This window comes from Alicyclobacillus acidocaldarius subsp. acidocaldarius Tc-4-1 (assembly GCF_000219875.1).
In the GTDB taxonomy this organism is placed as follows: domain Bacteria; phylum Bacillota; class Bacilli; order Alicyclobacillales; family Alicyclobacillaceae; genus Alicyclobacillus; species Alicyclobacillus acidocaldarius_A.
The window spans coordinates 495,517-517,446 of sequence record NC_017167.1; the positions used below are offsets into that span (position 1 = coordinate 495,517).

Consider the following 21,930-nt stretch of genomic DNA (forward strand, 5'->3'; position numbering starts at 1 on the left):
GGCCCTAATGGATGTCTATGGACAAGAAGCGCGGCTCATGATTGACGCAGACCTCGGTGGCTGTCATTGTTATGGTATTGGCAAGGGCAACGACTCGGCGCGCTGCAAGGAGGGGATGTCGGGATGGACGAGTTCGCGCTCATTCGCTCGCTTGTCGCGAAGCTGCCGCCGCCGGGCGCGGACGTGTTGGTCCCCATCGGCGACGATTGCGCGGTGGTGGAGGGCAGTGGCCGCTTGGCCATGACGACGGACGCGGTTGTCGAGGGCGTGCACTTTCGGCGCGATACGATGTCCCCGCCGCAGGTGGGCTATCGGGCCATCGCGGCCGCGGTGAGCGACATCGCGGCCATGGGCGGCCAGCCTGCCTGGATCACGGTCGCGCTCGCCGTGCCGCCCTCTTGGCCCCAGGACGACGTGGTGGCCATCTACGACGGCGTCGCGGAGGCGGCCGCAGCTTTCGGCGCGAGCGTCGTCGGCGGGGACGTCGTCTCCACCCAAGGCCCGCTCTGGATGTCCATCACGGCCTTGGGCCGCGTCGAACGGCCCGTCACGCGCGCCGGCGCCAGACCTGGGGACGTGTTGTTTGTCACCGGCAATCTCGGCGGGAGCGCCGCAGGGCTCGACATCCTGCTCGGCCGGCGGGCCGGATCGGCCATCGCGCAGGCGGTTCTCGTCGAGCGGCACCGGCGCCCCACGCCGCGCATTGCCTTCGGCCGGGAGGCGGCGCGCCTGGGCGCCACGGCGCTCGACGACATCAGCGACGGTTTGGCGAGCGAGCTGAACGAAATCGCCGAGGCGAGCGGCGTGCGGCTTTTGTTCGAGGGCGATCGCGTCCCGATTCAGCCGGAGGTCACGGAGTACGCGCGCGCGGTAGGCAAGGATCCTCTGGAGTACGCGCTCTTCGGCGGGGAGGACTACGAGCTCGTGGGCACGGCGCCGCGAGACGTGTTCGCGCGGTTGCTCGCCGTCGCTCCTGTCGTGGGCACCCCCCTGACGGCCATTGGGCGGGTCGAGGAGGGCGACGGCGTGGTGATGCGCCGAGACGGAAAGCTCTCCGTGATTGCGCGCAGAGGATACAATCATTTTGAGAGGTAACGGACGCATGGAAGCACGCGAATGGCGCGTCGATGACGAGTTGGCGATGAAGCGCCTGGGCGAGCGCCTCGGCGCGCTTCTCGCGCCGGGCGACGCCGTGCTGCTCGAGGGGCCGATGGGCGCGGGCAAGACCACCTTCGCGGCGGGCGTCGGCGCGGGCGCCGGTGTGGCGCAGCCGATGACGAGCCCCACTTACGTCCTGCGGCAGGAGCATCGCGGCCGCTTCCGCGTGGCGCACTACGATTTGTACCGGCTGTACGCCGACCCGGAACGCCCGGAGACGCTTGACCTTGAGAGTGTCTGGGCCCTGGGGCTGGACGACGATCTCGCGGGCGGAGCCATTCTCCTCATCGAGTGGCCTGGGCCGCTCGCCGAGGAGATGGAGGCGTATCTCCGGATCATCCTCCGTCCCGAGGGCAGGGCGCGCACCGTGCGCGCGGAGGCTTTTGGAATGCGCCCGGAATCGATACTGAAGGAGTGGACGGCTTCATGAGCGTGATCGCCATGGATACTGCGACCGACGTGTTGGCGCTTGCAGTCGCGGACGAGGACGGGAGGCTGATGTCTTCCCTGGTGGAGTTTCTGCCGCGGGCCCACTCGCGCCTGTTGCAGCCGTCGCTCGGCCACCTCTTGGCCGGCGCGCGCATGAACATTCACGACGTCAAGCTGTGCGTCACCGGCGTCGGTCCCGGCAGTTACACCGGCGTCCGCATCGCGGTGGCGGCGGCGAAGGCCATCGGGCACGCGTGCGGCATCCCCATCGTGTCCGTGCCGACGGTCGACGGCATGGCCATGGCGCTGGCCTGCGCGGAGGGCCAACGGTTCGGCGCGTTCATGGCGCTCATCGACGCAAGGCGGGATCGCGCCTTCGGCTGCTGGTACAGGCTGGAGGACGGGCGGCTGTGGGCGCAGTGCGAGCCGACGGTACAGGCGCTCGCCGACTGGTTCGCCATCGCGGACAGGGAGCGGGCGTCCATCGTGGCGAGCGGCAGGCGCCTCGGAGATTCTGCGGAGGCGCAGGGCGTGCGGGTGCGGCCGTGGAATGAGATAGCCCCGATGATGCCGACGGCGCTCGTGCGGCTCGGGCTGTCGGGATCGTACGAGCGATTCGAGGGCGAGCGCGTGCACGATCTCGCCCCGCTTTACGTGCTGCCCACGGAGGCCGAGGCCAAGCTCGGCGCGAAGGGAGAGGGCGGCGAGTGAGCCCGGCGGCGTTCGATCCGCAGAAGCTCTCCATCCGCCGCATGATGCTGAAGGATCTCGACGACGTCATGCGCGTGGAGACGCGATCGTTTACGGCCCCGTGGTCGCGGCAGGCGTTCGTGGGCGAGTTGGTGGAGAACCGGCTGGCGCGCTATGTGGTGGCGGAGTACGACGGGCGCGTGGTGGGCTACGCCGGCTTCTGGATGATCATGGACGAGGGGCACATCACGAACATCGCGGTCGATCCCGACTTCCGCGGCCTGAAGCTGGGCGAGCGGCTGCTCGAGGCCATCATGTCGATGTGCATGGCCCTCGGCGGACGCAAGATGACGCTCGAGGTGCGGGTCACGAACCACGTGGCGCAGAATCTGTACCGGAAGTACGGCTTCGAGCGCGTGGGCGTGCGCAAGGGCTACTACACGGACAACAACGAGGACGCGCTCATCATGTGGGTGGACCTCCCACCCAAGGTCATGCGCGACAGAGAGGTGCAAGCATGAACATCCTCGCCATCGAGACGAGCTGCGACGAGACCTCCGCGGCCGTCGTCGCGGACGGGGCGCGCGTGCTCGGCCAGGTGACCGCGAGTCAGATGGAGATTCACCGCCAGTTCGGCGGCGTGGTTCCCGAGGTGGCCTCGCGCCGCCACGTGGAAGCCGTCACGCGCGTGGTGGACACCGCGCTCGGGCAGGCTGGCCTTGGGTTTTCCGATCTCGCTGCTATTGCGGTCACCATGGGGCCGGGACTGCTCGGCGCGCTCCTCGTCGGGGTGGCTGCCGCCAAGGCGTACAGCCTTGCCACAGGGCTTCCCATGATCGGCGTGCATCACATCGCCGGGCACGTCGCGGCCGCCATGTTGGAAGAGCCGGATCGACCGGCCGTGCGGCCGCCCTTTGTGTGCCTGGTGGCCTCCGGCGGCCACACGGAACTGTACGAAGTGGATGCGTCGTTTCGGTTCACGCGCCTCGGCGGAACGCGCGACGACGCGGCGGGCGAGGCGTACGACAAGGTGGCGAGGTTGCTCGGCCTCGCCTATCCCGGAGGACCCGAGGTGGACAGGCTGGCGCGCCAGGGCGATCCGGCGCGCTTTTCCTTTCCGAGAGGACTCTTGGACGATCCGTCGCTCGATTTCTCCTTCAGCGGCATGAAGACGGCCGTGCTCGTGGCGCTCGACAAGATCAAGCGCCAGGGGCAGGCCGTGCCCGTGGAGGACGTCTGCGCCAGCTTTCAGGCGGCCGTGATCGAGGTGCTGGTCGAAAAGACGCGGCGCGCGGCCCGGATGACCGGCCACAAGACGGTGGTGGTGGCGGGCGGTGTGGCGGCGAACCGCGGGCTGCGCGCGGCCATGCGCGCCATGGCGGACGAGGAGGGGCTTCAGGTCTACTTTCCGTCACCAGAACTCTGCACGGACAATGCGGCGATGATTGGGGCGGCCGCGTATCTCCGCGCGCGGGAAGGGCGTTTCGATACGCTCGAATTGGGCGCGTACGCCGACCTGACACTGGACGAATGGCAGAGCGGGCGTTATCCCGTCGACTGAACAGCATTCGGTGCGGCAGCGGGCGAGGCTTCGGCCTCGCCTTGGTGTTGAATGGGGCACCGCAGGGCGGGTGGACGAACGCGCAACCGTGCCATCGCGAACGGCTGTTCTTGTGTATAACTCGGGCATATCGCGCTGTGGATGTTGTGGAAAGGTGTCGAAACGGCTCGAAACGGTCGGGATCGAGCTTGTGGATAAGTCGGTGGACAATGTGGATAACTGAACATTGTCCGCATTCGAAAGGGCGCTTCCCGACGAAATCTTTCTAGCCGTGCCAGTCCTCGAGCGCCTTTCGCAGCTCCTCGAGTTCCAGCGATTTCGCTTCCCACTGCTCGAGCGCGTGCTGGTATTCCGCTTCAAGGCGCCTGTAGCGCGCGTCGAGATCGCGCAGGCGCTCAATCTCCTGTGCCACCGCGGCTTCGCTCTGCTCCTTCGCCACCTGCTCCATCTCTCGCTCCATGCGGTGAGCGGCTTCCTCCCACCGCGCGATCTCGGCCTCCAGCTTGCGCGCTTCACTGGAGCGGATGCGCCGCCGGGCCGGTGGCTCTTCGGCGACCTCCCGCTTGCCATTGCCGCCCGTCTCGGATTCGTCCTCCGCGCCTTCGATGCGCCTGAGCCGCTCGTTCTCCGTCACCTTCTCGACGTAGTCGGTGTAGTTGCCGATGTACCACTCCATCCCATCGGGTTTCAGCACCGCGACGTGCGTCGCGAGCTTGTCGATGAAGTACCGATCGTGCGAGACGAAGATGAGCGTGCCATCGTAATCGGCGAGCGCCGCCTCGAGCGCCTCCTTGCTCGGGATGTCGAGGTGATTGGTGGGCTCGTCCATGATGAGGACGTTGGCGCCGCTCTGCATGAGCAGGCACAGTCTCAGGCGGCTCTGTTCGCCGCCGGAAAGCGCGCCGACGGGTTTCAACACGTCCTCCCCGCGGAACAAGAACTGCGCCAAGAGCTTTCGCACGGAGGTGTGGTCGAGGTCCGGGTAGGCGTTCCACACGACGTCAATCACGCGCTCGTCTGGCGGCAGGCCGCCATCCTCCTGGGCGTAATAGCCGAGATCGACGCCCTGGCCGAAACGGAACCAGCCTCCGATGGGCCGGAGTTCCCCGACGAGCGTGCGAAGAAGCGTGGTCTTGCCGGCGCCGTTCGGGCCGAGAATGGCGAGCCGCATGCCGCGCTGGACGCGGAAGCTGATGTGGCGCGCGAGTGCCTGGCCGCGATGGCCAATGGCGAGATCGCGCACCTCGAGCACGTCCTCGCCCGAGGTGCGCCGCACGGAAAACCGCATCCAAAGCGACGGATCGTCCGCGGGAGGGCGCTCGATCCGCTCCATGCGCTCGAGCATTCGGCGGCGGCTCTGCGCTCTTCGGTGCGTGGACGCCCGCGCGATGTTCCGCTCGATGAACGCCTCCATCCGGGCGATCTCGTCCTGCTGCGCCTCGTATCGCCGCCACATCTCCTCGCGCTCGGCGGCCCGCATCTCCAGGTAGACGCGATAGGGCCCTGGATACGCCCGCGTCTGTCCGCCCTCCAGCGCCACCGTGAGGCGCGTGACGCGATCGAGAAAATACCGGTCGTGGGAGATGACCACGAGCGACATCTCCCCGTGTGACAAAAAGTCCTCCAGCCAGGCGAGGGTGTCCATGTCGAGGTAGTTCGTGGGCTCGTCGAGCAAAAGGACGTCCGGGCGAGCCGCGAGGAGCCTCGCCAGGGCGAGCCGCGTCCGTTGCCCGCCGGAGAGCGTGGAAATGGGGACGTCGTACATCTCGCTCGGAAAGTTGAGCCCGGCGAGGACGCGGCGGACGTCCGTCTCCCACTGGTAGCCGCCGAGGGACTCGAACCGCCGCGTCTTCTCCTCGTACACGTGCGCGATATCTGCAAACCGCGCCTCGTCTTCGTACAGCGCCGGATCGCTCATCTGTACCTCGAGCGCGCGCAGTTCGCGCTCCAGTTGCTGAATGGGCCGCTTCGCCTCGGCAACGAAATCGTACATGCGCATGTCGTCCCCACGGCCGATGAACTGCGCGACGTAGCCAAGTTCCACACCGCTCTTCACGTACACGCTGCCTTCGTCCGGCGCTTCTTCTCCCGTGAGAATGCGGAGCAGGGTCGACTTGCCCGCGCCGTTTGGGCCCACAAGGCCGATTTTGTCGCCCGCGCGGACGGTCATGGAAGCCCCGCGCAGCACCTCCATCCCGTCGTAACTCTTTTTCACTCGATTCGCTTGCAAAAGGATCATACGTACGCTCCTTTGTCCATACACTCTAGCAGCCAAGTTCGGACGAGGTGGGGAGGCTCCTTCATGTCCAGCGCGTCGTTCCCGTTGCCGCAAGGCTTCACCTGGCAATATGACCTCATCGTGTGGCTGCAGTCGCATCACTCGGTCGTCCTGGATCGGCTGGCCGTGGCGTTTTCCTACTTGGGCAACGAGTCGTTCTATTTTGCCGCGCTGCCCGTCCTGATGCTCGCCGTCGATCGCGTCCTCGGAATGCGGCTTGCCTACGTGTTTTCACCAGCATGTACCTGAACGCGTGGCTCAAGTCCTATTATCACATCGTCCGGCCCATCGGTGTGCCTGGGATTCGGTCCGGCGACATTCGTTCCGCGACGGGGCTGTCGATGCCGAGCGGCCACGCGCAGGGGACCATGACGTTCTTCACGGCCCTCGCGCTATGGCTGCGCCGCCCGCTGTGGCTTCTTCTCGCCATCCTCCTGTCGGTCGCCGTCGGCATCTCGCGCGTCTATCTCGGGCTTCACTGGCCGATGGATGTGGTCATCGGCTGGGTAGCAGGACTTGCCATTGGTTTTTGCGGCTGGCAGATTGGGCGGTGGTGGACGTATCGCGGTATCCCGTTTGGCGTCGCCCTGGCGCTCGCCGTCCTCTTCCCGGCCGCGCTCCTCGTCCTCGCGCGCGACGTCACGTCGGCGGTCTACGCGGTGTTTCTGCTCGTGGGCGGTGTGGGTGCAGCGCTCGAGAAGCGGTTTCTTCGCACTTCCCTCGATCCCGTCCTGTGGAAGCGCGTGGCAGCGGGCGTGATCGCGCTGGGGGGTGTGGTTGCGGTACAATTGGCGGTACAAGCGCATCTGGAGGAGCCCTTGTGGCAGTACGCGCGCGCGGCGGCTTTGGCCGCCTGGGCCACCGTGCTCGCGCCGTGGCTGTTTCAATTCCTCGGACTGTACACGCGGGAGGCAGATTCCCATCGAGATGGATAAGCAGGCGCTGCGCCAACAATATCGCGTGAAACGAGCCGCCATCGTCCCGGACGCGAGGCGCCGTCAGGAGGAGGCCATCTGCGCACACGCGCAGGCGTGGCTCCGCGAGCTTTCCACCAACGGATTTCTCGGGCTGTATGCGGCTGTCCACGGCGAGGTCGATCTCGCCCCATTGGCCGAGGCGCTGCTTCGGGAAGGCGCGAGCGTCGCCTTCCCGCGCGTGGAAGGGCCGGCGCAGATGGAGTTCTGCGCTGTCCAGTCCCTCGCGGATCTGCATGCTGGCGCCTACGGCATCCCGGCGCCCGGGCCTCGCGCCCCGGTCGTCCCACCCGGCGAGATGGCGGCCGTCCTCGTTCCGGGCCTTGCCTTTGCGGCAGACGGCACGCGACTTGGGTATGGTGGCGGCTTTTACGATCGCTACTTCAAACGGCCGGAGGCGGCATCCATCCGGCGGATTGGCGTGTGTTTCGTCGAACAGTTGGCGGATGCGTTGCCTCGCCACCCGCACGACGTCCGCATGCACCAACTTCTCACCGAGAGGGGACTTGCGCCCTGCAGGTGGTGAAATGGGCCGCCGTGCTTGCGGGCGGTGCGTCGAGGCGGATGGCAGAGCGGGGGAATAAGCTTTTGCTTCCGCGAGAACCGGGCGGGATTCCGATGGCCGGCCACGTCGTGCGGGTGGCGGAATCGGTCGCTCCGCGCGTCGCCGTGCTCTATGCGGACGAGTCTGTGCGAAGCGCTGTCGAGCCTTGGCTGACGGGCGAGATCGCCTGGATGAAAGACGAGGAATGCTACCAGGGGCCGCTCGCCGCGCTCGGCCGCTTTGCGGCGCGCGAGCCTTCGGACGTCTCCCCGCTCCTCGTGCTGGCGGGGGACCTGCCGGGCATTTCGACGGACGCTGTTCGGTCGCTCGTGGACGCGTTGACGCGCACCGGTGCCGACGTCGCCGCCGCGGAGCGCGAGGGGAGGATGCAGCCGCTCGTTGCTGTCTACGCGGAGCGCGCGGTGCGAGCTATCGCGGATGCCGCCGCGCGCGGGGAGAAGCGGATTCTCAAGGCTCTTGAGGGGCTTTCGATTTGTACCGTCGCGTTTGACGATGCCTGGGCCGTCCGGCCGGTGCACCGGCCGGAGGACTACGAGGCGTGGCTTACGAGGGAGGGAAAGGCGTGATCCGGCGAGAAGTGCCTGTCGAAGAGGCCATTGGCCTGGCGCTCGCGCACGACATGACGCGCATCGTGCCCGGAGAGTTTAAGGGGCGCCAGTTTAAGCGGGGCCACGTGGTGCGCGAGGAGGACATCCCGGTCCTGCTCGACATGGGGAAGCGGCACCTGTACATTCTGGAGCTCGAGGCGGGCGAGTTGCACGAGGACGATGCGGCCGTCCGCATGGCCCAGGCCATCGCGGGCGAGGGCGTCGAGCTCTCCGAGGTCTCGGAGGGCAAGGTCATCCTCCGCGCGAAGCGGGACGGCATGCTGTGGGTGGACGCGCGGCGCGTGACGGCCATGAACACCATCGACGAGATCTCCATCGCCACCAAGCGGCCGTTCCAGCACGTGACGCGGGGGACAAGCCTCGCCGCCGTGCGCCCCATTCCGCTGGTCATCGCCGAGGACAAGGTCCGCGCTGTGGAGGTCATCGCGTCGCAGGCGCAGAAGCGCGCCGTGATCGACGTGTTGCCGTATCAGCCCCAGAAGGTGCGGATTGTGACGACGGGCAGCGAGATCCTGCACGGGCGCGTGGAGGACAAGTTCGGGCCCGTTCTAAGGGCCAAGCTCGCGCGCTACGGCATCCAGGACGTGCACCAGGTGTTTGTCGGCGACGAGCGGGATCGGATTGCTGACGCCATCGTCGAGGCGTGCGAGAAGGGGGCGACGCTCGTGCTCGTCACGGGGGGGATGTCGGTGGATCCCGACGACCGGTCGCCTGGCGCCATCCGTGACGCCGCGACCGAGGTGGTGACGTACGGCACGCCCATGCTGCCCGGGGCCATGCTCATGCTCGCGTATCGGAACGACACGGCCATCTTCGGACTCCCGGGCGCCGTCATCTACGATCCCATCACGTCGTTTGATCGCGTTCTTCCGCGCGTCCTCACCGGGCTTCGCGTTCGCAAGCGGGACATCGCCGTCCTGGGCGTGGGTGGCTGGCTCAATGCGTGACGTGGAGGGGCCTGTCATCCTCGGCATTGCGGGCTTTTCGGACTCCGGCAAATCGTGTCTCGCAGAGGCCCTCGTCCAAGAAGCGGCGGCGCGAGGACTTCGCGTGGCCTACCTGAAGCACGACGGCCACGCGGACGAGGCGCCCGACGACTGGGAGAAGCTCGGATCCGACACTGCGCGCCAAGCGGCCGCCGGCGCGTCCGTGACGATGGTCGCGAGCAAGCGCGGCTTTCTCCTGCGATCGCGACAGGAGGGCGGATTTCCCGAGTGGTTCGCGGCCATCCGCGCCGTCGCGGATGTGGACGTCGTGATCGCAGAGGGGGGCAAGCGGGCGGCGCACGCGAAAGTTGCGGTGGTGCGGGGCGAGGGTGAATGGACACAGCTGCTCGCCGCGGGCGCCGTGGCCATCGCGGCGGTCGTCTCGCCCGATTGGGCGCCCATGGGGTTCCCGGTGCCGGTGTTTCGGCCTCATCAGGCAGCGGATCTCCTGGCGTGGTGGCAAGCACGGTGGCGCCAGGGCGCGCTCGACGCGCCTATGGTTCCCGAATGACGGCCTCAACCGAGTCTTTCGCGGTCGGCGAAAAAAAGTTGAATTCCCTGTTGCACTCTCGCAGCGAACCGATTATCATAGTCCATGGTGTTAGCACTCACCGAGCGAGAGTGCTAACAAAGGTTCGGAACTACATCTCGTAAGGAGGTCGTTCGCAATGTTGAAGCCGCTCGCTGATCGCGTGGTGGTCCGTCCGGTGGAGCGTGAGGAAAAGACCGCTAGTGGGATTTTCCTGCCGGACAACGCGAAGGAGAAGCCGCAGGAGGGCGAAGTGATCGCCGTTGGCCCGGGGAAGCTCGATGAGAAGGGCAACCGCGTGGCGATGGAGGTCAAGGTCGGCGATCGCGTCATCTACTCGAAGTACGCGGGCACTGAGGTCAAGGTGAACAACGAGGAGCTCTTGATCCTGCGCGAGAGCGACATCTTGGCGATTGTCGAGAAGTAATGCCGGATTGACGTGAAAAGCGCTCCATGAACGGAACATTCCACAGTCGTCAGGGAGGTATGCAACATGGCAAAAGAGATTCGCTTTGGTGAAGAAGCTCGCCGTGCGATGATGCGCGGAGTCGATGCGCTTGCGGATGCGGTCAAGGTGACGCTCGGGCCGAAAGGCCGCAACGTGGTGCTGGAGAAGAAGTTCGGATCTCCGCTCATCACGAACGACGGTGTGACCATCGCGAAGGAGATCGAGCTCGAGGATCCGTATGAGAACATGGGTGCTCAGCTCGTGAAGGAAGTCGCGACGAAGACCAATGACGTCGCGGGTGACGGTACGACGACGGCGACGGTGCTGGCGCAGGCGATGATCCGCGAGGGTCTGAAGAACGTCGCTGCCGGTGCGAACCCGATGGTGCTCCGCCGCGGCATTGAGAAGGCCGTGACGGCTGCGGTCGAGGAGCTGAAGAAGATCGCGAAGCCGGTCCAGGGCCGCAAGAACATCGCGGAGGTTGCTGCCATCTCGGCTGGTTCGAACGAAATCGGCGAGCTCATCGCGGATGCAATGGAGAAGGTCGGCAATGACGGCGTGATCACCGTCGAAGAGTCGAAGGGCTTCACGACTGAGCTCGAGGTCGTCGAGGGTATGCAGTTCGACCGCGGCTACATCTCGCCGTACATGGTGACGGACGCGGACAAGATGGAGGCCGTGCTGGACGAGCCGCTCATCCTCATCACCGACAAGAAGGTCTCGAGCATCCAGGAGATCCTGCCGGTGCTGGAGCGAGTCGTGCAGGCTGGCCGTTCGCTGCTCCTCATCGCCGAGGATGTGGAGGGCGAAGCGCTTGCGACCCTCGTGGTCAACAAGATCCGCGGTACGTTCAACGCCGTGGCCGTCAAGGCGCCTGGCTTTGGCGATCGCCGCAAGGCCATGTTGCAGGACATCGCCATCCTCACGGGTGGTCAGGTCATCAGCGAGGAGCTTGGGCTTGAACTGCGCAACACGACGCTGGATCAGCTCGGCCGCGCTCGCCAGGTGCGCGTGAGCAAGGAGAACACCATCATCGTGGACGGCGCTGGCGACAAGTCGGCTATCCAGGCTCGGATCAATCAGATCAAGGCGCAGATCGAGGAGACGACCTCCGACTTCGATCGCGAGAAGTTGCAGGAGCGCCTCGCGAAGCTCGCGGGTGGCGTCGCGGTCATCAAGGTCGGTGCGGCGACCGAGACCGAGCTCAAGGAGAAGAAGCTCCGCATCGAGGACGCGCTCAACTCGACGCGCGCGGCTGTCGAGGAGGGTATCGTGCCTGGCGGTGGCGTTGCGCTCGTCAACGTCATCAAGGCGCTCGACAACGTGCAGGCTGAGGGCGACGAGCTGACGGGCGTGAACCTCGTCCGCAAGGCGCTCGAGGCTCCGGTGCGTCAGATTGCGGAGAACGCGGGCGTCGAAGGCTCCATCATCGTGGAGCGCCTGAAGACGGAGCAGCCGGGCATCGGCTTCAACGCAGCGACCGGCGAGTGGGTCAACATGTTCGAGGCCGGTATCGTCGACCCGGCGAAGGTGACGCGCTCCGCGCTGCAGAATGCGGCGAGCGTCGCGGCGACCTTCCTCACGACCGAGGCTGCGGTTGCCGACAAGCCGGAAAAGGAAAAGGCTCCGGCTCCCGGCGCGGGCATGGGCGACATGATGTGAGCATTCAACGGGACATCCAGGCATCCGAAGGGGCGACCCTTCGGGTGCCTTTTCTATTGCCCGAAGGAACGGCAAGGTGGACTTTTGCAGCCTCCCGCCTTGAAGGCGCCGAGATCGCCCGCCGCATTTGTGAAATCAGGGTTTTCCCGGATGGCCGGATAACCTATCGCGCGTGTAGGCTTGTTGGTGAAAAGGCTTTCATTTGCGAGGGGGAGCTGCATGCGTTATCCCATTGTCATTGTGGGCGGCGGAACTGCGGGGATTTCGACAGCTGCACGATTGCTTCGGGAACATCCAAGTTGGCGGGGACAGGTGGCCATCGTGGAGCCTGCCGAGAAGCACTACTATCAACCGCTTTGGACGTTGGTCGGCGCGGGAGCGGCACCGCGAGAGGCAACGGTACGGGATGAGGCGTCGCTCATACCGCCGGGTGCTGTGTGGATTCGGGACGCCGTCGTCGCCTTCCGGCCGGAGCAGGGCGAGGTCGAACTGGCGTCAGGGGCCGCACTTTCATACGATGCGCTCGTGGTTTCCATGGGCATTCAGATGGATTGGAACAAAATCAAGGGGCTTGAGGGCAACATCGGTCGCAACGGGATCTGCAGCAATTATACGTACGAGTACGTCCAGACGACGTGGAGCGCGCTTCAGAACTTCCGCGGCGGCAACGCCGTGTTCACCATGCCGGAGACGCCTATCAAGTGCGGGGGCGCACCTCAGAAGATCGCTTATCTCGCAGACGACTACCTGAGGAAAAAGGGCGTCCGTCACAAGGCTCAGATCCACTTCGTGACCGGAACGCCCACCATCTTCAGCGTGAAGAAGTACGCCGACGCGCTGATGAAGGTGGTCGAACGCAAACACATTCATACGCATTTCAAGCATCGCCTCATCGAAGTGAAGGCGGACGACAGGGTCGCCGTGTTCGAGAATCTGGACACAGGTGAGACCATGGCTCTTGAGTTTGACCTGCTGCACGTGGTGCCGCCGATGAGCGCGCCGGATGTCATCAAACAAAGTCCGCTTGCGAATGAAGCCGGATGGGTCGACGTGGACAAATTCACCCTCCAACACTTGCGCTATCCGAACGTCTTCAGCCTTGGCGACTGCTCGGGTCTACCCACCTCGAAGACAGGTGCTGCGATTCGCAAGCAGGTGCCGGTCTTGGTGCACAACCTGACAGCCTATCTAGCAAACCGGCCGCTCGAGGCCGAATATCATGGCTACACCTCCTGCCCCCTGGTGACGGGCTACGGCAGACTGATCCTCGCCGAGTTCGATTACAGTCACGAGCCAGACGAGACCTTCCCGTTTGACCAGGGCCAGGAGCGCTTCAGCATGTACGTGCTCAAGAAGTCGTTTCTCCCGGTTTTGTACTGGGACGGCATGCTCAAGGGTCTGATGTAGGCGGGGAGGTGGGATCATGGCTGACAACCATGCGGTCGAAGTCAACGGGACCCAACGAGCCCTTGGCGATCCGGATTTTCAGGCGAAGTTTGTGCGCGTGATCGAGCGGCTGGCCGAGTGGGACGAGGCGCTCGGTGACGTATCTACCGCCATCGCGTTCGGGCGGGAACTGGTGCAGGATCGGGAATCCATGCGTTACCTGCTGGCGTCGGCGTCGGAAGAGATTCCACTGCGGGTCGATCGCGACACCCTCGTAGCCCTCGCCGAGCTCGTGAACGCCCTGCCGACAATCGTGCAACTCTTGCGGCCCCTACTGCAGTTCGCCGAGTTTGCCAAAGCCGTGCTTGAGGACCGGGCCTCCGTCGATTATCTGCTCGCGAGCCTTACATCCGAGTTTGAAGCGGTGCAGCGGATGGCCGAAGAAGCTCGCCAGATCTCGCGCGAGGCCAGGCGGATTGCCGCAGAGGATCGTGCGCCAGTGACCGTCTGGTCGCTCATTCGCCTGCTGAAGGAGCCGGTTGTTCAAAGGGGTCTTCGCTACGCGAAGGCGTTCGTCCAGGCGGCTCAGGAACGTGCGGAAGCGCCGCCTGTGAAAAACCTGTAAGCATGGAAGAGAGACAGATTTCAAGAGAGGATCCTGAATCCGTGACGAGTAGGTGCGAAAATTGCTGAAGCGCTCGTGGTTGGTCCTGTAGAATTGAGATAGTTCGGATATCGGCTGTATTCAATCCCTCTTCACCATCGGGGTGAACCACTTGCGTTTCATCATTGAAGAATCCGATGAAGTCATCGTCACGCATTCGGGAATGACCCTTGTCGGCGTGTTGCTTGATAAAACCAGAATCGGCGAGCGGTTGAATCAGACCCGCCTGCCTGGTATGGGCAAACCGGATATTTCAAACCGGGACGTGGCATACTCATACATCGGGCTGCTTTGCCAAGGCAAGACCGACTTCGACCACATCGAAGCGTTTCGAGATGACGAGTTTTTCATGATCGCACTGCAAGTAGACAACGTGCCTTCGAGCCCGACGCTGCGCCAGCGTTTGGACATGGTTGCCGGAAAATCCGGCTGGGAGTCCATTCTCCGGGAAGAGTCCGCAAGGCTCCTGAGAGCCCTCGATGTAACTCTGCATCCGATTGAACTGGGCGTGCCTGCAGAGCGTCGAACTTACATCCCGCTGGATATCGACGTCAGTCCCTTTGATAATTCCGGCACGAAGAAGGAAGGCGTGTCCCGTACATACAAGGGGCACGACGGATATGCTCCCATCTTTGCTTACCTTGGCCAAGAGGGCTACGTGGTCAATGTCCAGTTGCGTGAAGGCAGTACCCACGTACAAAAGGGCACGTCGACTTTCCTGCGGGAGAGTATTCAGTATGCAAGGCAGGTGACGGACCTCCCGCTTCTGGTTCGTCTGGATGCCGGCAATGACAGTGCAGAAAACATCGCCGTGTGTCGCTCCCAGGACAGCAGGGCCGAGTTCATCATCAAGCGCAACTTGCGAAAGGAGAGCCCCGAGGCCTGGCTTGTGATTGCCCAGCGACACGGGACATGTCATGAACCTCGTCCCGGCAAGAAGGTATATCATGGTTCGCTGATGTGTCCCGTCAAGGGTGTATCCGAACCAGTTCGCATGGTGTTCGAAGTTATCGAACGGACCATGACGGCCGACGGCCAAATCTTATTGGTACCGGACATTGAGGTCAGCGCCTACTGGACCTCACTGCCGGATGACCCGGCTGTGATCATTCGCCTGTATCACGACCACGCCGTGATGGAACAGTTCCACAGCGAAATCAAGACGGATCTGGACGCCGAGCGGCTGCCCTCGGGTAAATTCGCCACGAACAACTTGGTATTGCACTTTGTATGCGTGGCGTACAATCTGCTGCGAGTGATCGGCCAGGAGAGTCTGAAGCGAAATGATGCGCCGCTACGAAAAAAGGCAGAACGTCGCCGGATCCGGACTGTGATTCAGAACCTGATGACACTGGCTGCGAAGATGGTGCGACACGCCAGACAGACCAAGCTGAAATTGGGGTACGGGAATCGATGGCTCCCGGCATTTCGGCGATTGTACTTGGCCTTTGCGTAACGTGAACTGTGTCGAGCAAAGACACTGCATATGACCTGACATGGAAACCGAACCCAACCATTCACGAGTCCAGGGGGGACATCTGCCTTTTCGCCGCACTGGCTCCAACCGATATTCACAATCCCTAAGAAAATTGAATGTACATCCGTGAAATCGCAGTGAAGGGGCTTGCGAGAACACACATCAGCCTCTTTCCATCGGCCCTGTCACGGATTCAGGGAGGATGAATGACATGTATCTTCGCCGTTTCTACGATGAAGCACTGGCGCACGCTTCCTATCTGGTCGGCTGTCAGGAAACGGGTGAGGCCTGCGTAATCGATCCCGCCCGCGACGTCGAACCGTATTTGCATACGGCCAAGCGAGAGGGGCTCCGCATCGTAGCTGCGCTCGAGACACACATTCACGCGGATTTTGTCTCTGGTGCCCGCGAACTGGCGGATGGCGCAGGCGCGGTCATCTGTGTGTCGGACGAGGGACCTCCGGAGTGGAAGTCCGCGTACGTCCAGGCGTATCCACACCGGCTGTTGAAGGACGGCGACGAGCTTCACCTTGGCAATGTGAGGCTTGTGGTGATGCATACGCCCGGGCATACGCCGGAACACGTCTCGTACCTCCTGTACGACGGCAAAACTTCGCCGGACGTGCCCATGGCGCTTTTTCTGGTGACTTCGTCTTCGTGGGAGACGTCGGGCGGCCGGACCTGCTTGAGCGCGTGGCCGGCGAGAGCGGCAGTTCGGAGGCGCTCGCTCGCCAGATGTTCCGCTCCCTGCGCAAATTTGAGGCGCTGCCCGATCACGTCCAGGTGTTGCCGGCCCACGGCGCAGGCAGTGCGTGCGGCAAGGCGCTCGGCGCCGTCCCGTCGTCCACAGTTGGCTATGAGAAGCTCGTGAACTGGGCACTTCAGCACAAGGACGAGGACGCGTTCGTGGAGGCGCTCCTCTCTGGGCAACCGGAAGCGCCAATCTACTTCGCCCGCATGAAGCAGGTCAATAAGAACGGACCGCGCCTGCTCAAAGAACTGAGCGCGCCCGAGCGGACGGCGCTGTCGCCGGATGAGCTTCGCGCGTGGCGAGAGAGCGGCATCGTGTTGGATGTGCGCCCGGCGGATGCGTTTGCGAAACGCCACTTGGCGGGAAGTCTCAACATTCCCTGGAACAAGTCGTTTGTCACGTGGGCAGGGTGGCTCCTTTCCGCCGAGCAACCCATCCATCTGCTCGCTGCAGACGGGGTGGTGCCCGACGTGATCCGCGCGCTTCGCTCCATCGGCATTGATGACGTGGTGGATTGGGCCGATCCGGCCGAGGTGGAGCGAGCAGCGGCGGACGACGTCGCGTCCTACGTCAACGTGACGCCGGACGACGTGCGTGGAGCGCTCGCGCAGCAGGGCATCTGGCTTCTGGATGTCCGCAACGCAGACGAATGGGCGGGAGGCCACCTGCCGCAGGCTCACCACATTCCGCTCTCCAAGCTTGTGGCTCACATTCACGAGGTGCCGCGCGACGCATCGGTCTATGTGTATTGCCGAACGGGTGGCCGATCCGCCATCGCCGCGAGTCTGCTGCGGGCCCACGGTGTGGAGGATGTGCGCAACATGCTGGGTGGATACGAGGCGTGGCGCGACAAGGGTTTCCCTGTGGAGGCATGATGTCGTAAGGTAAAGGAAACGCGCTGGCGAGGGTGGTGAAGGTGGTCACCAAAACGATGGGTTACAGCGCGGAACGGCTGCGACACCTGTTCAATGCGCTGAATGACGGGATCATCGTCATGGACAAGGACCGCGTGATTGTGTTCATCAATCCATCCGCAACGCGTATGACGGGCTGGGAACTGGGCGATTGGATCCCGTATTGCAGGTATTGTCAAACGCGCGAGGTGGGCGCCGGTGAAGAGCGGTGTTTCCTCGCCGGTCAGAGCGAAGTCTCGTACTTTGAGTCAGAATTGCCGACGAAGGAAGGGGCCTATGTCCCGGTCGGCATGAGCCGCACGTTTCTTGAAGCGCCTGGCGGCGAGACGAGCCGCGACATGGTGATTGTCATTCGCGACGTCACGCGCGAGCGACAGGCGAAAGAGTTGGAAATGCGGGCGCGGCTGAACCGCATGACGCTGGAGGTGCAGGAACAGGAGCGCAAGCGCATCTCCCAAGAGCTGCACGACGGGGTGAGCCAGTCGCTGTACGCGGTCGATCTCGGCATGGAACACCTCAAGCGCCAGGCCCCGTCTCGCCTGCACAGGGCGCTCGACGACCTGCGCGCGCAAGTCAAGCGCTGCTCGCAAGAGGTACGCGTGCTGTCGCACACCCTGTATCCTTCGCTCCTGTACGATCTCGGCCTCAGCGCGGCCATCCGCATGCTGAGTGAGGAGATGTCGACAAGCGGCTGCCGGATCGAGGTCACGATGAACAAGGAGTGGCCCGCCGGTGACCTGGGCGGAACGGCCATCCACGTGTACCGTATCGTTCAAGAGGCAGTTCACAATGCCATCTCACACGGCCGGGCGAAACACATTCGGATTCACATGACGTGCACCGAGCTGTGCGAGGTGGAAATTCGCGACGACGGATCTGGTTTCGACGCGGAGCAAATCAAGCTGCTGCCCGGCTACGGCTTGAAAAACATGCGCGAGCGCGCGTCTGCGCTGAGCGGCGAGCTTAGCATTGAGAGCCGGCCCGGGCACGGGACGCGTGTTCGCGTCGTCTTTCCGAATCCGTTCGGCTGAGGAGAAGGGGGCGAATCGGTATGGTTCACACGCGGGTAGTCATCGTGGACGATCACGCCTTGGTCCGGCACGGTCTGCGCTTGATTCTGCACGGCGTAGCCGGGATAGAGGTGGTGGGGGAGTGCTCGTGCGGCGAAGAAGCGCTCAAGGCCGCGGTCAAAGAGCGGCCCGACGTCATGCTGATGGACGTGCACATGCCTCACGGGCTGGACGGGATCACGACCGCGCGCCACCTGCGCCAAATCGCTCCCGAAGTCCGGGTCATCATGCTGACGATGTTCGACGATCGCGCCCATGTGGAAAAGATGCTCGATGCAAAAGTCGCAGGAATCGTCTTCAAGCACGATGACTCGCAGGAGATTGTCGAGGCCATCCGACGGGGACGGGCAGAATGTCCCTACATCTCACGCCGCTGGAACGGGAACAGAGAGGCGAAAGGCGAAGCGCATGGGCGCGGGCGAGACGATGTTCGTCTCTCGCCGCGCGAGGCGGAAGTGCTGGTGCTTGTGGCGAGGGGCTATACGAATCGCGAAATCGCAGATGCCCTTCATATCAGTGTCAAAACGGTCGAAACCCACCGTCAACACATCGCACAACGCCTGGGGGCAACGTCCCGCGGTGCACTCATCCGCTACGCTTACGAGAGTGGCCTCGTGGATCCGCCCGTGCCGGGAGGGGTAAAGGGAACGGATTCTTGAGATTTTTGAAAAATCTTGCCTTCCAAGTGGTTCCATCGAATAGAATGGAAGCCATAGGCGTCCATTTTCTCGATCTCGTGAGGAGGAGCATGCAGGGGCTTTGCGGCGGGCTTCTTCGCGTTCTGTGTGCGGCCTCAGTCGACCGTGCGCGTCGTGAGAGATGTGGCTTGAACGAGGCGTTCAAGGGCGGAGCTTCGGCATAGGGGCCGAGGCCCGCCCTCAGCGTGGCCATCTCTCCGGCTAAGCAAGACTTGTGGTTCGCTCGGCCTTCTCCTCGCGCAGCGTCTCGCGCAGGCTGCGCAGGGCCTTGCGGAATGCCTTGATCTGTTCGAACGTCACGCCGTAGGTCTTCAACTCCTGGAGCTGTTTCATCCGCCGCTTCGCCGACTTGTATGCCGCTCGCTTTTCCTCGTAGGTCCGGTGCGGATCGCGCTGAATTTCCACGGCGTCCAAAATGGATTGAAAACACATCCGAGCTTGCGTGACAAATTCCGTCTGACACATCACACAAAACTGGAGATTCGACGGCATTTTGCACCGCTTGCATCGGCTCGCACTCTTGGGGAAGGGCCTCTTGCCGTACAGAGGTACGGGTTCCGGGTTGAGGGCTGACAGTGATATCTCCTCGGTGTCTTTGGCCACGTGCGCATCCCTCCTTTGGTCGAAGGGCTTCGGCCTGTCCGGAGGCCGTTCCATCCGCGCAAAAAGACGCATGCGCTGCGGTGGAAGTTCATGCACTCGACTCAAATCCTGCGGTGTCGCCTCTTCCTTTGATCCTAGCACAAGACTCCTTGGATTGCGACGAACCACGAATCGCAGGTGGGCAGTTTTGCACCTGATGGCCATGGGGAAGCGCGCGGAGGGGACCTTCAAGACCCCATCTCCTTCCAATCGTGATCCCGGAAGCCGCATTCAGCAGCGCGTCTCTTCTCTACCCACTATATGGCCGTTCTTGCGAGCTATGCGGACGGCGGCCGATTTGTTAGAATCGGGAAGAAGAGAAGACAAGGGAATGGGGAATTTGACGTTGGCTTCGCGTCAGCTCAAGGGAGAACCGGAACCGATGACCCCCGCGTTTGCGCGTCTGCGTGATGTCATATCGTCCGTGGTCTTCGGCCACGAGGAGGCCATCGATCTCGCCCTTTGCGCGCTCGTCGCCGGCGGTCATGTGTTGATCGAGGACGTTCCAGGCGTGGGCAAGACGACGCTTGCCAAGGCGATTGCGCGCCTCCTGGGGCTGACCCTGAGCCGCGTGCAGTGCACGGCGGACCTTCTTCCTGCGGACATCCTGGGGTACGTCATGTACAACCAACAGTTGGGCGTGTTCGAAACGCACAAAGGGCCCATTTTCAGCGAGATGGTGCTTGTGGACGAACTAAACCGCGCTTCACCACGGGCGCAAAGCGCCTTTCTCGAGGCCATGGAGGAAGGCTTCGTGACGTTGGACGGCGAGCGGCATCCGCTTCCGCGCCCCTTTTGGGTTATTGCCACGCAAAATCCTCGAGAATTCGAAGGGACCCAACCACTTCCTGAATCGGAGATGGATCGGTTCCTGATGTGCATCGCACTAGGCTATCCTTCCGCAGAAGAAGAAGTCCGCATGCTCGCTGCGGGAGGAGGACAAGCCCAATTAGATGGTCTCAAGCCTCTCGCGGCGCCATCGGATGTCCTGAATTGGCAGCGCGAGGCGGATGAAATCCACGTGGATCCGGCGATCCTCCGCTACGCTGTAAACCTCGCCCAGGCGCTTCGTAACCACCCGCAGGTGCCGATGGGGCCAAGCCCCCGCGCGCTCCTGGCGCTGCTTCGCGCGGCCAAAGCGCGCGCCTACACACGCGGCCGTCCGTACGTGATTCCTGACGATCTGCGCCAGCTTGTCCCACACGTATGGCGGCATCGGCTTCACCGCGCTCGGGATCCATGGGTGGAAGCGCCGCCGGATGGACTGCTGGAGGAGGTCTTGTACCAAATGCCAACGCCGAAGCTCGGTGATGCGCGATGAGCACCGCATTGCGCAGGTCATCATGGTTCGTAGCCGCGCTCGTCTTGGCCAGTGCGTTCGTGACGTCGCTCGCGCTCGGAACAGACGCGGTGGGTGTGCGTGCGCTTGCAGGCGCCATGGACGTGCTCAGTTTGTACGAACTATGTTTCGCGGTGTGCGCGATGGCCATTTCGAGCGCGCGAGTCGATCTTCCGGCGCGCGCGTCCGCGGGCGATAGCGCGCGTGTGGTGGTCGACATCTCGGGCCGCGTATTCGGGTTCGGATTGTGGAGGCGCCGCGGCGTGATCGCGCTGCAGTGGGAGGAACGTTGCGTTCCGTACGATCGCCTGGGCGGCGTCGCCTCGTTCAAGCTGGCGGGCGGATACCGGGTTCAGTTGGAGGCCTCTTTGCTCCGCCGAGGCCAATACCGTCTGCGCGGCGTGTGCGTCCGGCTAAGCGATGCGTTCGGTCTCCTTTCTGTCGAACGGCACCTCCCTGCCGAAGGTGTGATGGTGGTTTACCCCAAGGTGTTGCCGGCGGGACAGTGGATACGTGAGATCGAGCGGCAGATGCGGGCTTGTGAACGAGCGTGGGATGGTGCTAGAACGGCTCCGACCGGCGGCCTGGTACCCTTTCGAACCGGTGAGCGGCGGAGTCTCATTCATTGGCCCACGTCACTCCGGATGGGGACCTTGTACGCGAGAGAACTTGCCTTCGACCGGCCGCGTCCGTGGCTCGTGGTGCCTCTGGCAGAGCAAAATGATGTCCACTTGACGGAACAGGTGCTATCCGTGGCATTCTCGCTCGTGGTTCACTCGCAGAGACGAGGCCAAGTGGTCGAGTGTCTCGCGCCTGTCTCCACGGACGGGCTTGGCACGTGGCGGCGATGCAAGACGTTCGACGAGGTGGGGCGCGCGCTGGCATCGGTGAACGCATCTGCCAGCTTTGCCGCCGTACCGCCGGCAGAGATGCGAGGCGAATGGAGCGCGATTATATGGGTGACGGCGCGCGCGTGCGACGCCATTCGGTGGACAATGGACTTACGTGCGGTGACGGTGTCAGCGGTGGATGTTTGGGCCATTGCGGACGCGGGGCACAAAGGTGCGCGGCGTGAAACGGCCCATTGCCGCAGTTAGCGAG

General features: G+C 63.6%; 22 protein-coding genes and 1 pseudogene. 21 read left to right on the forward strand and 2 right to left on the reverse strand.

Annotated elements, in window-relative coordinates; genetic code table 11:
* Positions 1 to 123 precede the first annotated feature (123 nt).
* Genes thiL through tsaD form a run of 5 tightly spaced genes read left to right on the forward strand, consistent with a single transcriptional unit; the run spans position 124 to position 3,838 of the window.
* Complete coding sequence (gene thiL / locus TC41_RS02290; RefSeq protein WP_041694921.1) at positions 124 to 1,095, forward strand: thiamine-phosphate kinase; 972 nt, start codon at positions 124 to 126, stop codon at positions 1,093 to 1,095.
* Positions 1,096 to 1,102: 7 nt separating this feature from the next.
* Positions 1,103 to 1,588 carry a tRNA (adenosine(37)-N6)-threonylcarbamoyltransferase complex ATPase subunit type 1 TsaE gene (gene tsaE / locus TC41_RS02295; RefSeq protein ID WP_014463364.1) on the forward strand — a complete coding sequence of 162 codons (486 nt, stop codon included), beginning with the start codon at positions 1,103 to 1,105 and terminating at the stop codon, positions 1,586 to 1,588.
* Positions 1,585 to 2,298 (forward strand): tRNA (adenosine(37)-N6)-threonylcarbamoyltransferase complex dimerization subunit type 1 TsaB, encoded by a 714-nt coding sequence (tsaB, locus tag TC41_RS02300; protein WP_014463365.1) that lies wholly within the window; start codon positions 1,585 to 1,587, stop codon positions 2,296 to 2,298. Before tsaE ends, tsaB begins: the two co-directional genes overlap by 4 nt.
* Positions 2,295 to 2,798: a ribosomal protein S18-alanine N-acetyltransferase gene (rimI, locus tag TC41_RS02305; RefSeq protein WP_014463366.1), complete on the forward strand. Its 504-nt coding sequence runs from the start codon at positions 2,295 to 2,297 to the stop codon at positions 2,796 to 2,798. The genes tsaB and rimI overlap by 4 nt, the downstream gene beginning before the upstream one ends.
* Positions 2,795 to 3,838, forward strand: coding sequence for a tRNA (adenosine(37)-N6)-threonylcarbamoyltransferase complex transferase subunit TsaD (gene tsaD, locus TC41_RS02310; RefSeq protein WP_014463367.1), 1,044 nt, complete (start codon positions 2,795 to 2,797; stop codon positions 3,836 to 3,838). The genes rimI and tsaD overlap by 4 nt, the downstream gene beginning before the upstream one ends.
* A gap of 265 nt (positions 3,839 to 4,103) precedes the next feature.
* Here the strand turns inward: tsaD and TC41_RS02315 are convergent, their stop codons facing one another.
* On the reverse strand, positions 4,104 to 6,077 hold the full coding sequence (locus TC41_RS02315; RefSeq protein ID WP_014463369.1) for an ABC-F family ATP-binding cassette domain-containing protein: 1,974 nt from the start codon (positions 6,075 to 6,077) through the stop codon (positions 4,104 to 4,106).
* Positions 6,078 to 6,140: 63 nt separating this feature from the next.
* Here TC41_RS02315 and TC41_RS16680 point away from each other — a divergent pair, with 63 nt between their 5' ends.
* The 14 genes and pseudogenes from TC41_RS16680 (at position 6,141) to TC41_RS02380 (ending at position 18,809) form a co-directional block, all read left to right on the forward strand.
* Positions 6,141 to 6,365 carry a hypothetical protein gene (locus TC41_RS16680; RefSeq protein ID WP_014463370.1) on the forward strand — a complete coding sequence of 75 codons (225 nt, stop codon included), beginning with the start codon at positions 6,141 to 6,143 and terminating at the stop codon, positions 6,363 to 6,365.
* A complete protein-coding gene (locus tag TC41_RS15330; protein ID WP_014463371.1) occupies positions 6,356 to 7,051 on the forward strand; it encodes a phosphatase PAP2 family protein in 696 nt (231 codons plus the stop codon). The genes TC41_RS16680 and TC41_RS15330 overlap by 10 nt, the downstream gene beginning before the upstream one ends.
* Positions 7,044 to 7,616, forward strand: coding sequence for a 5-formyltetrahydrofolate cyclo-ligase (locus tag TC41_RS02325; protein WP_014463372.1), 573 nt, complete (start codon positions 7,044 to 7,046; stop codon positions 7,614 to 7,616). The genes TC41_RS15330 and TC41_RS02325 overlap by 8 nt, the downstream gene beginning before the upstream one ends.
* Positions 7,610 to 8,221: a molybdenum cofactor guanylyltransferase gene (gene mobA / locus TC41_RS02330; RefSeq protein WP_014463373.1), complete on the forward strand. Its 612-nt coding sequence runs from the start codon at positions 7,610 to 7,612 to the stop codon at positions 8,219 to 8,221. The genes TC41_RS02325 and mobA overlap by 7 nt, the downstream gene beginning before the upstream one ends.
* Positions 8,218 to 9,210, forward strand: coding sequence for a molybdopterin-binding protein (locus TC41_RS02335; RefSeq protein ID WP_014463374.1), 993 nt, complete (start codon positions 8,218 to 8,220; stop codon positions 9,208 to 9,210). The genes mobA and TC41_RS02335 overlap by 4 nt, the downstream gene beginning before the upstream one ends.
* Positions 9,203 to 9,760: a molybdopterin-guanine dinucleotide biosynthesis protein B gene (gene mobB / locus TC41_RS02340; protein ID WP_041694922.1), complete on the forward strand. Its 558-nt coding sequence runs from the start codon at positions 9,203 to 9,205 to the stop codon at positions 9,758 to 9,760. The genes TC41_RS02335 and mobB overlap by 8 nt, the downstream gene beginning before the upstream one ends.
* A 157-nt stretch (positions 9,761 to 9,917) precedes the next feature.
* Positions 9,918 to 10,205 carry a co-chaperone GroES gene (gene groES / locus TC41_RS02345; RefSeq protein WP_008336392.1) on the forward strand — a complete coding sequence of 96 codons (288 nt, stop codon included), beginning with the start codon at positions 9,918 to 9,920 and terminating at the stop codon, positions 10,203 to 10,205.
* Positions 10,206 to 10,271: 66 nt separating this feature from the next.
* Positions 10,272 to 11,888 (forward strand): chaperonin GroEL, encoded by a 1,617-nt coding sequence (gene groL / locus TC41_RS02350; protein WP_012809810.1) that lies wholly within the window; start codon positions 10,272 to 10,274, stop codon positions 11,886 to 11,888.
* Between the two features lie 219 nt (positions 11,889 to 12,107).
* Positions 12,108 to 13,295: an NAD(P)/FAD-dependent oxidoreductase gene (locus TC41_RS02355; protein WP_014463377.1), complete on the forward strand. Its 1,188-nt coding sequence runs from the start codon at positions 12,108 to 12,110 to the stop codon at positions 13,293 to 13,295.
* Between the two features lie 16 nt (positions 13,296 to 13,311).
* Entirely contained in the window at positions 13,312 to 13,899 is a 588-nt protein-coding gene (locus TC41_RS02360; protein ID WP_014463378.1) for a DUF1641 domain-containing protein, read from the forward strand.
* 142 nt (positions 13,900 to 14,041) lie between these two features.
* Positions 14,042 to 15,394 carry an IS1380 family transposase gene (locus tag TC41_RS02365; RefSeq protein WP_014463112.1) on the forward strand — a complete coding sequence of 451 codons (1,353 nt, stop codon included), beginning with the start codon at positions 14,042 to 14,044 and terminating at the stop codon, positions 15,392 to 15,394.
* A 232-nt stretch (positions 15,395 to 15,626) separates the two neighbouring features.
* Positions 15,627 to 17,041, forward strand: a pseudogene (locus TC41_RS02370) (rhodanese-like domain-containing protein).
* 41 nt (positions 17,042 to 17,082) lie between these two features.
* Positions 17,083 to 18,111, forward strand: a complete 1,029-nt coding sequence (locus TC41_RS02375) for a PAS domain-containing sensor histidine kinase (protein WP_237700009.1) — start codon at positions 17,083 to 17,085, stop codon at positions 18,109 to 18,111.
* Positions 18,112 to 18,131: 20 nt separating this feature from the next.
* Entirely contained in the window at positions 18,132 to 18,809 is a 678-nt protein-coding gene (locus TC41_RS02380) for a response regulator transcription factor (RefSeq protein ID WP_014463381.1), read from the forward strand.
* Between the two features lie 240 nt (positions 18,810 to 19,049).
* Here TC41_RS02380 and TC41_RS16685 read toward each other — a convergent pair whose 3' ends face one another.
* A complete protein-coding gene (locus TC41_RS16685; protein ID WP_237700010.1) occupies positions 19,050 to 19,262 on the reverse strand; it encodes a hypothetical protein in 213 nt (70 codons plus the stop codon).
* A 559-nt stretch (positions 19,263 to 19,821) separates the two neighbouring features.
* Between TC41_RS16685 and TC41_RS02390 the strand changes: the two genes are divergently transcribed.
* Entirely contained in the window at positions 19,822 to 20,811 is a 990-nt protein-coding gene (locus TC41_RS02390; RefSeq protein WP_041694925.1) for an AAA family ATPase, read from the forward strand.
* Entirely contained in the window at positions 20,808 to 21,926 is a 1,119-nt protein-coding gene (locus TC41_RS02395) for a DUF58 domain-containing protein (protein WP_014463384.1), read from the forward strand. Before TC41_RS02390 ends, TC41_RS02395 begins: the two co-directional genes overlap by 4 nt.
* The last annotated feature ends 4 nt before the right edge of the window (positions 21,927 to 21,930 follow it).

Bases quoted from the DNA above. Each gene is read 5' to 3' on its own strand.
- thiL (WP_041694921.1), top strand. From the start codon at position 124: ATGGACGAGTTCGCGCTCATTCGCTCGCTTGTCGCGAAGCTGCCGCCG.
- tsaE (WP_014463364.1), top strand. From the start codon at position 1,103: ATGGAAGCACGCGAATGGCGCGTCGATGACGAGTTGGCGATGAAGCGC.
- tsaB (WP_014463365.1), top strand. From the start codon at position 1,585: ATGAGCGTGATCGCCATGGATACTGCGACCGACGTGTTGGCGCTTGCA.
- tsaD (WP_014463367.1), top strand. From the start codon at position 2,795: ATGAACATCCTCGCCATCGAGACGAGCTGCGACGAGACCTCCGCGGCC.
- TC41_RS02315 (WP_014463369.1), bottom strand. From the start codon at position 6,077: ATGATCCTTTTGCAAGCGAATCGAGTGAAAAAGAGTTACGACGGGATG.
- TC41_RS16680 (WP_014463370.1), top strand. From the start codon at position 6,141: ATGTCCAGCGCGTCGTTCCCGTTGCCGCAAGGCTTCACCTGGCAATAT.
- TC41_RS15330 (WP_014463371.1), top strand. From the start codon at position 6,356: ATGTACCTGAACGCGTGGCTCAAGTCCTATTATCACATCGTCCGGCCC.
- TC41_RS02325 (WP_014463372.1), top strand. From the start codon at position 7,044: ATGGATAAGCAGGCGCTGCGCCAACAATATCGCGTGAAACGAGCCGCC.
- mobB (WP_041694922.1), top strand. From the start codon at position 9,203: ATGCGTGACGTGGAGGGGCCTGTCATCCTCGGCATTGCGGGCTTTTCG.
- groES (WP_008336392.1), top strand. From the start codon at position 9,918: ATGTTGAAGCCGCTCGCTGATCGCGTGGTGGTCCGTCCGGTGGAGCGT.
- groL (WP_012809810.1), top strand. From the start codon at position 10,272: ATGGCAAAAGAGATTCGCTTTGGTGAAGAAGCTCGCCGTGCGATGATG.
- TC41_RS02355 (WP_014463377.1), top strand. From the start codon at position 12,108: ATGCGTTATCCCATTGTCATTGTGGGCGGCGGAACTGCGGGGATTTCG.
- TC41_RS02360 (WP_014463378.1), top strand. From the start codon at position 13,312: ATGGCTGACAACCATGCGGTCGAAGTCAACGGGACCCAACGAGCCCTT.
- TC41_RS02380 (WP_014463381.1), top strand. From the start codon at position 18,132: ATGGTTCACACGCGGGTAGTCATCGTGGACGATCACGCCTTGGTCCGG.
- TC41_RS02390 (WP_041694925.1), top strand. From the start codon at position 19,822: ATGGGGAATTTGACGTTGGCTTCGCGTCAGCTCAAGGGAGAACCGGAA.
- TC41_RS02395 (WP_014463384.1), top strand. From the start codon at position 20,808: ATGAGCACCGCATTGCGCAGGTCATCATGGTTCGTAGCCGCGCTCGTC.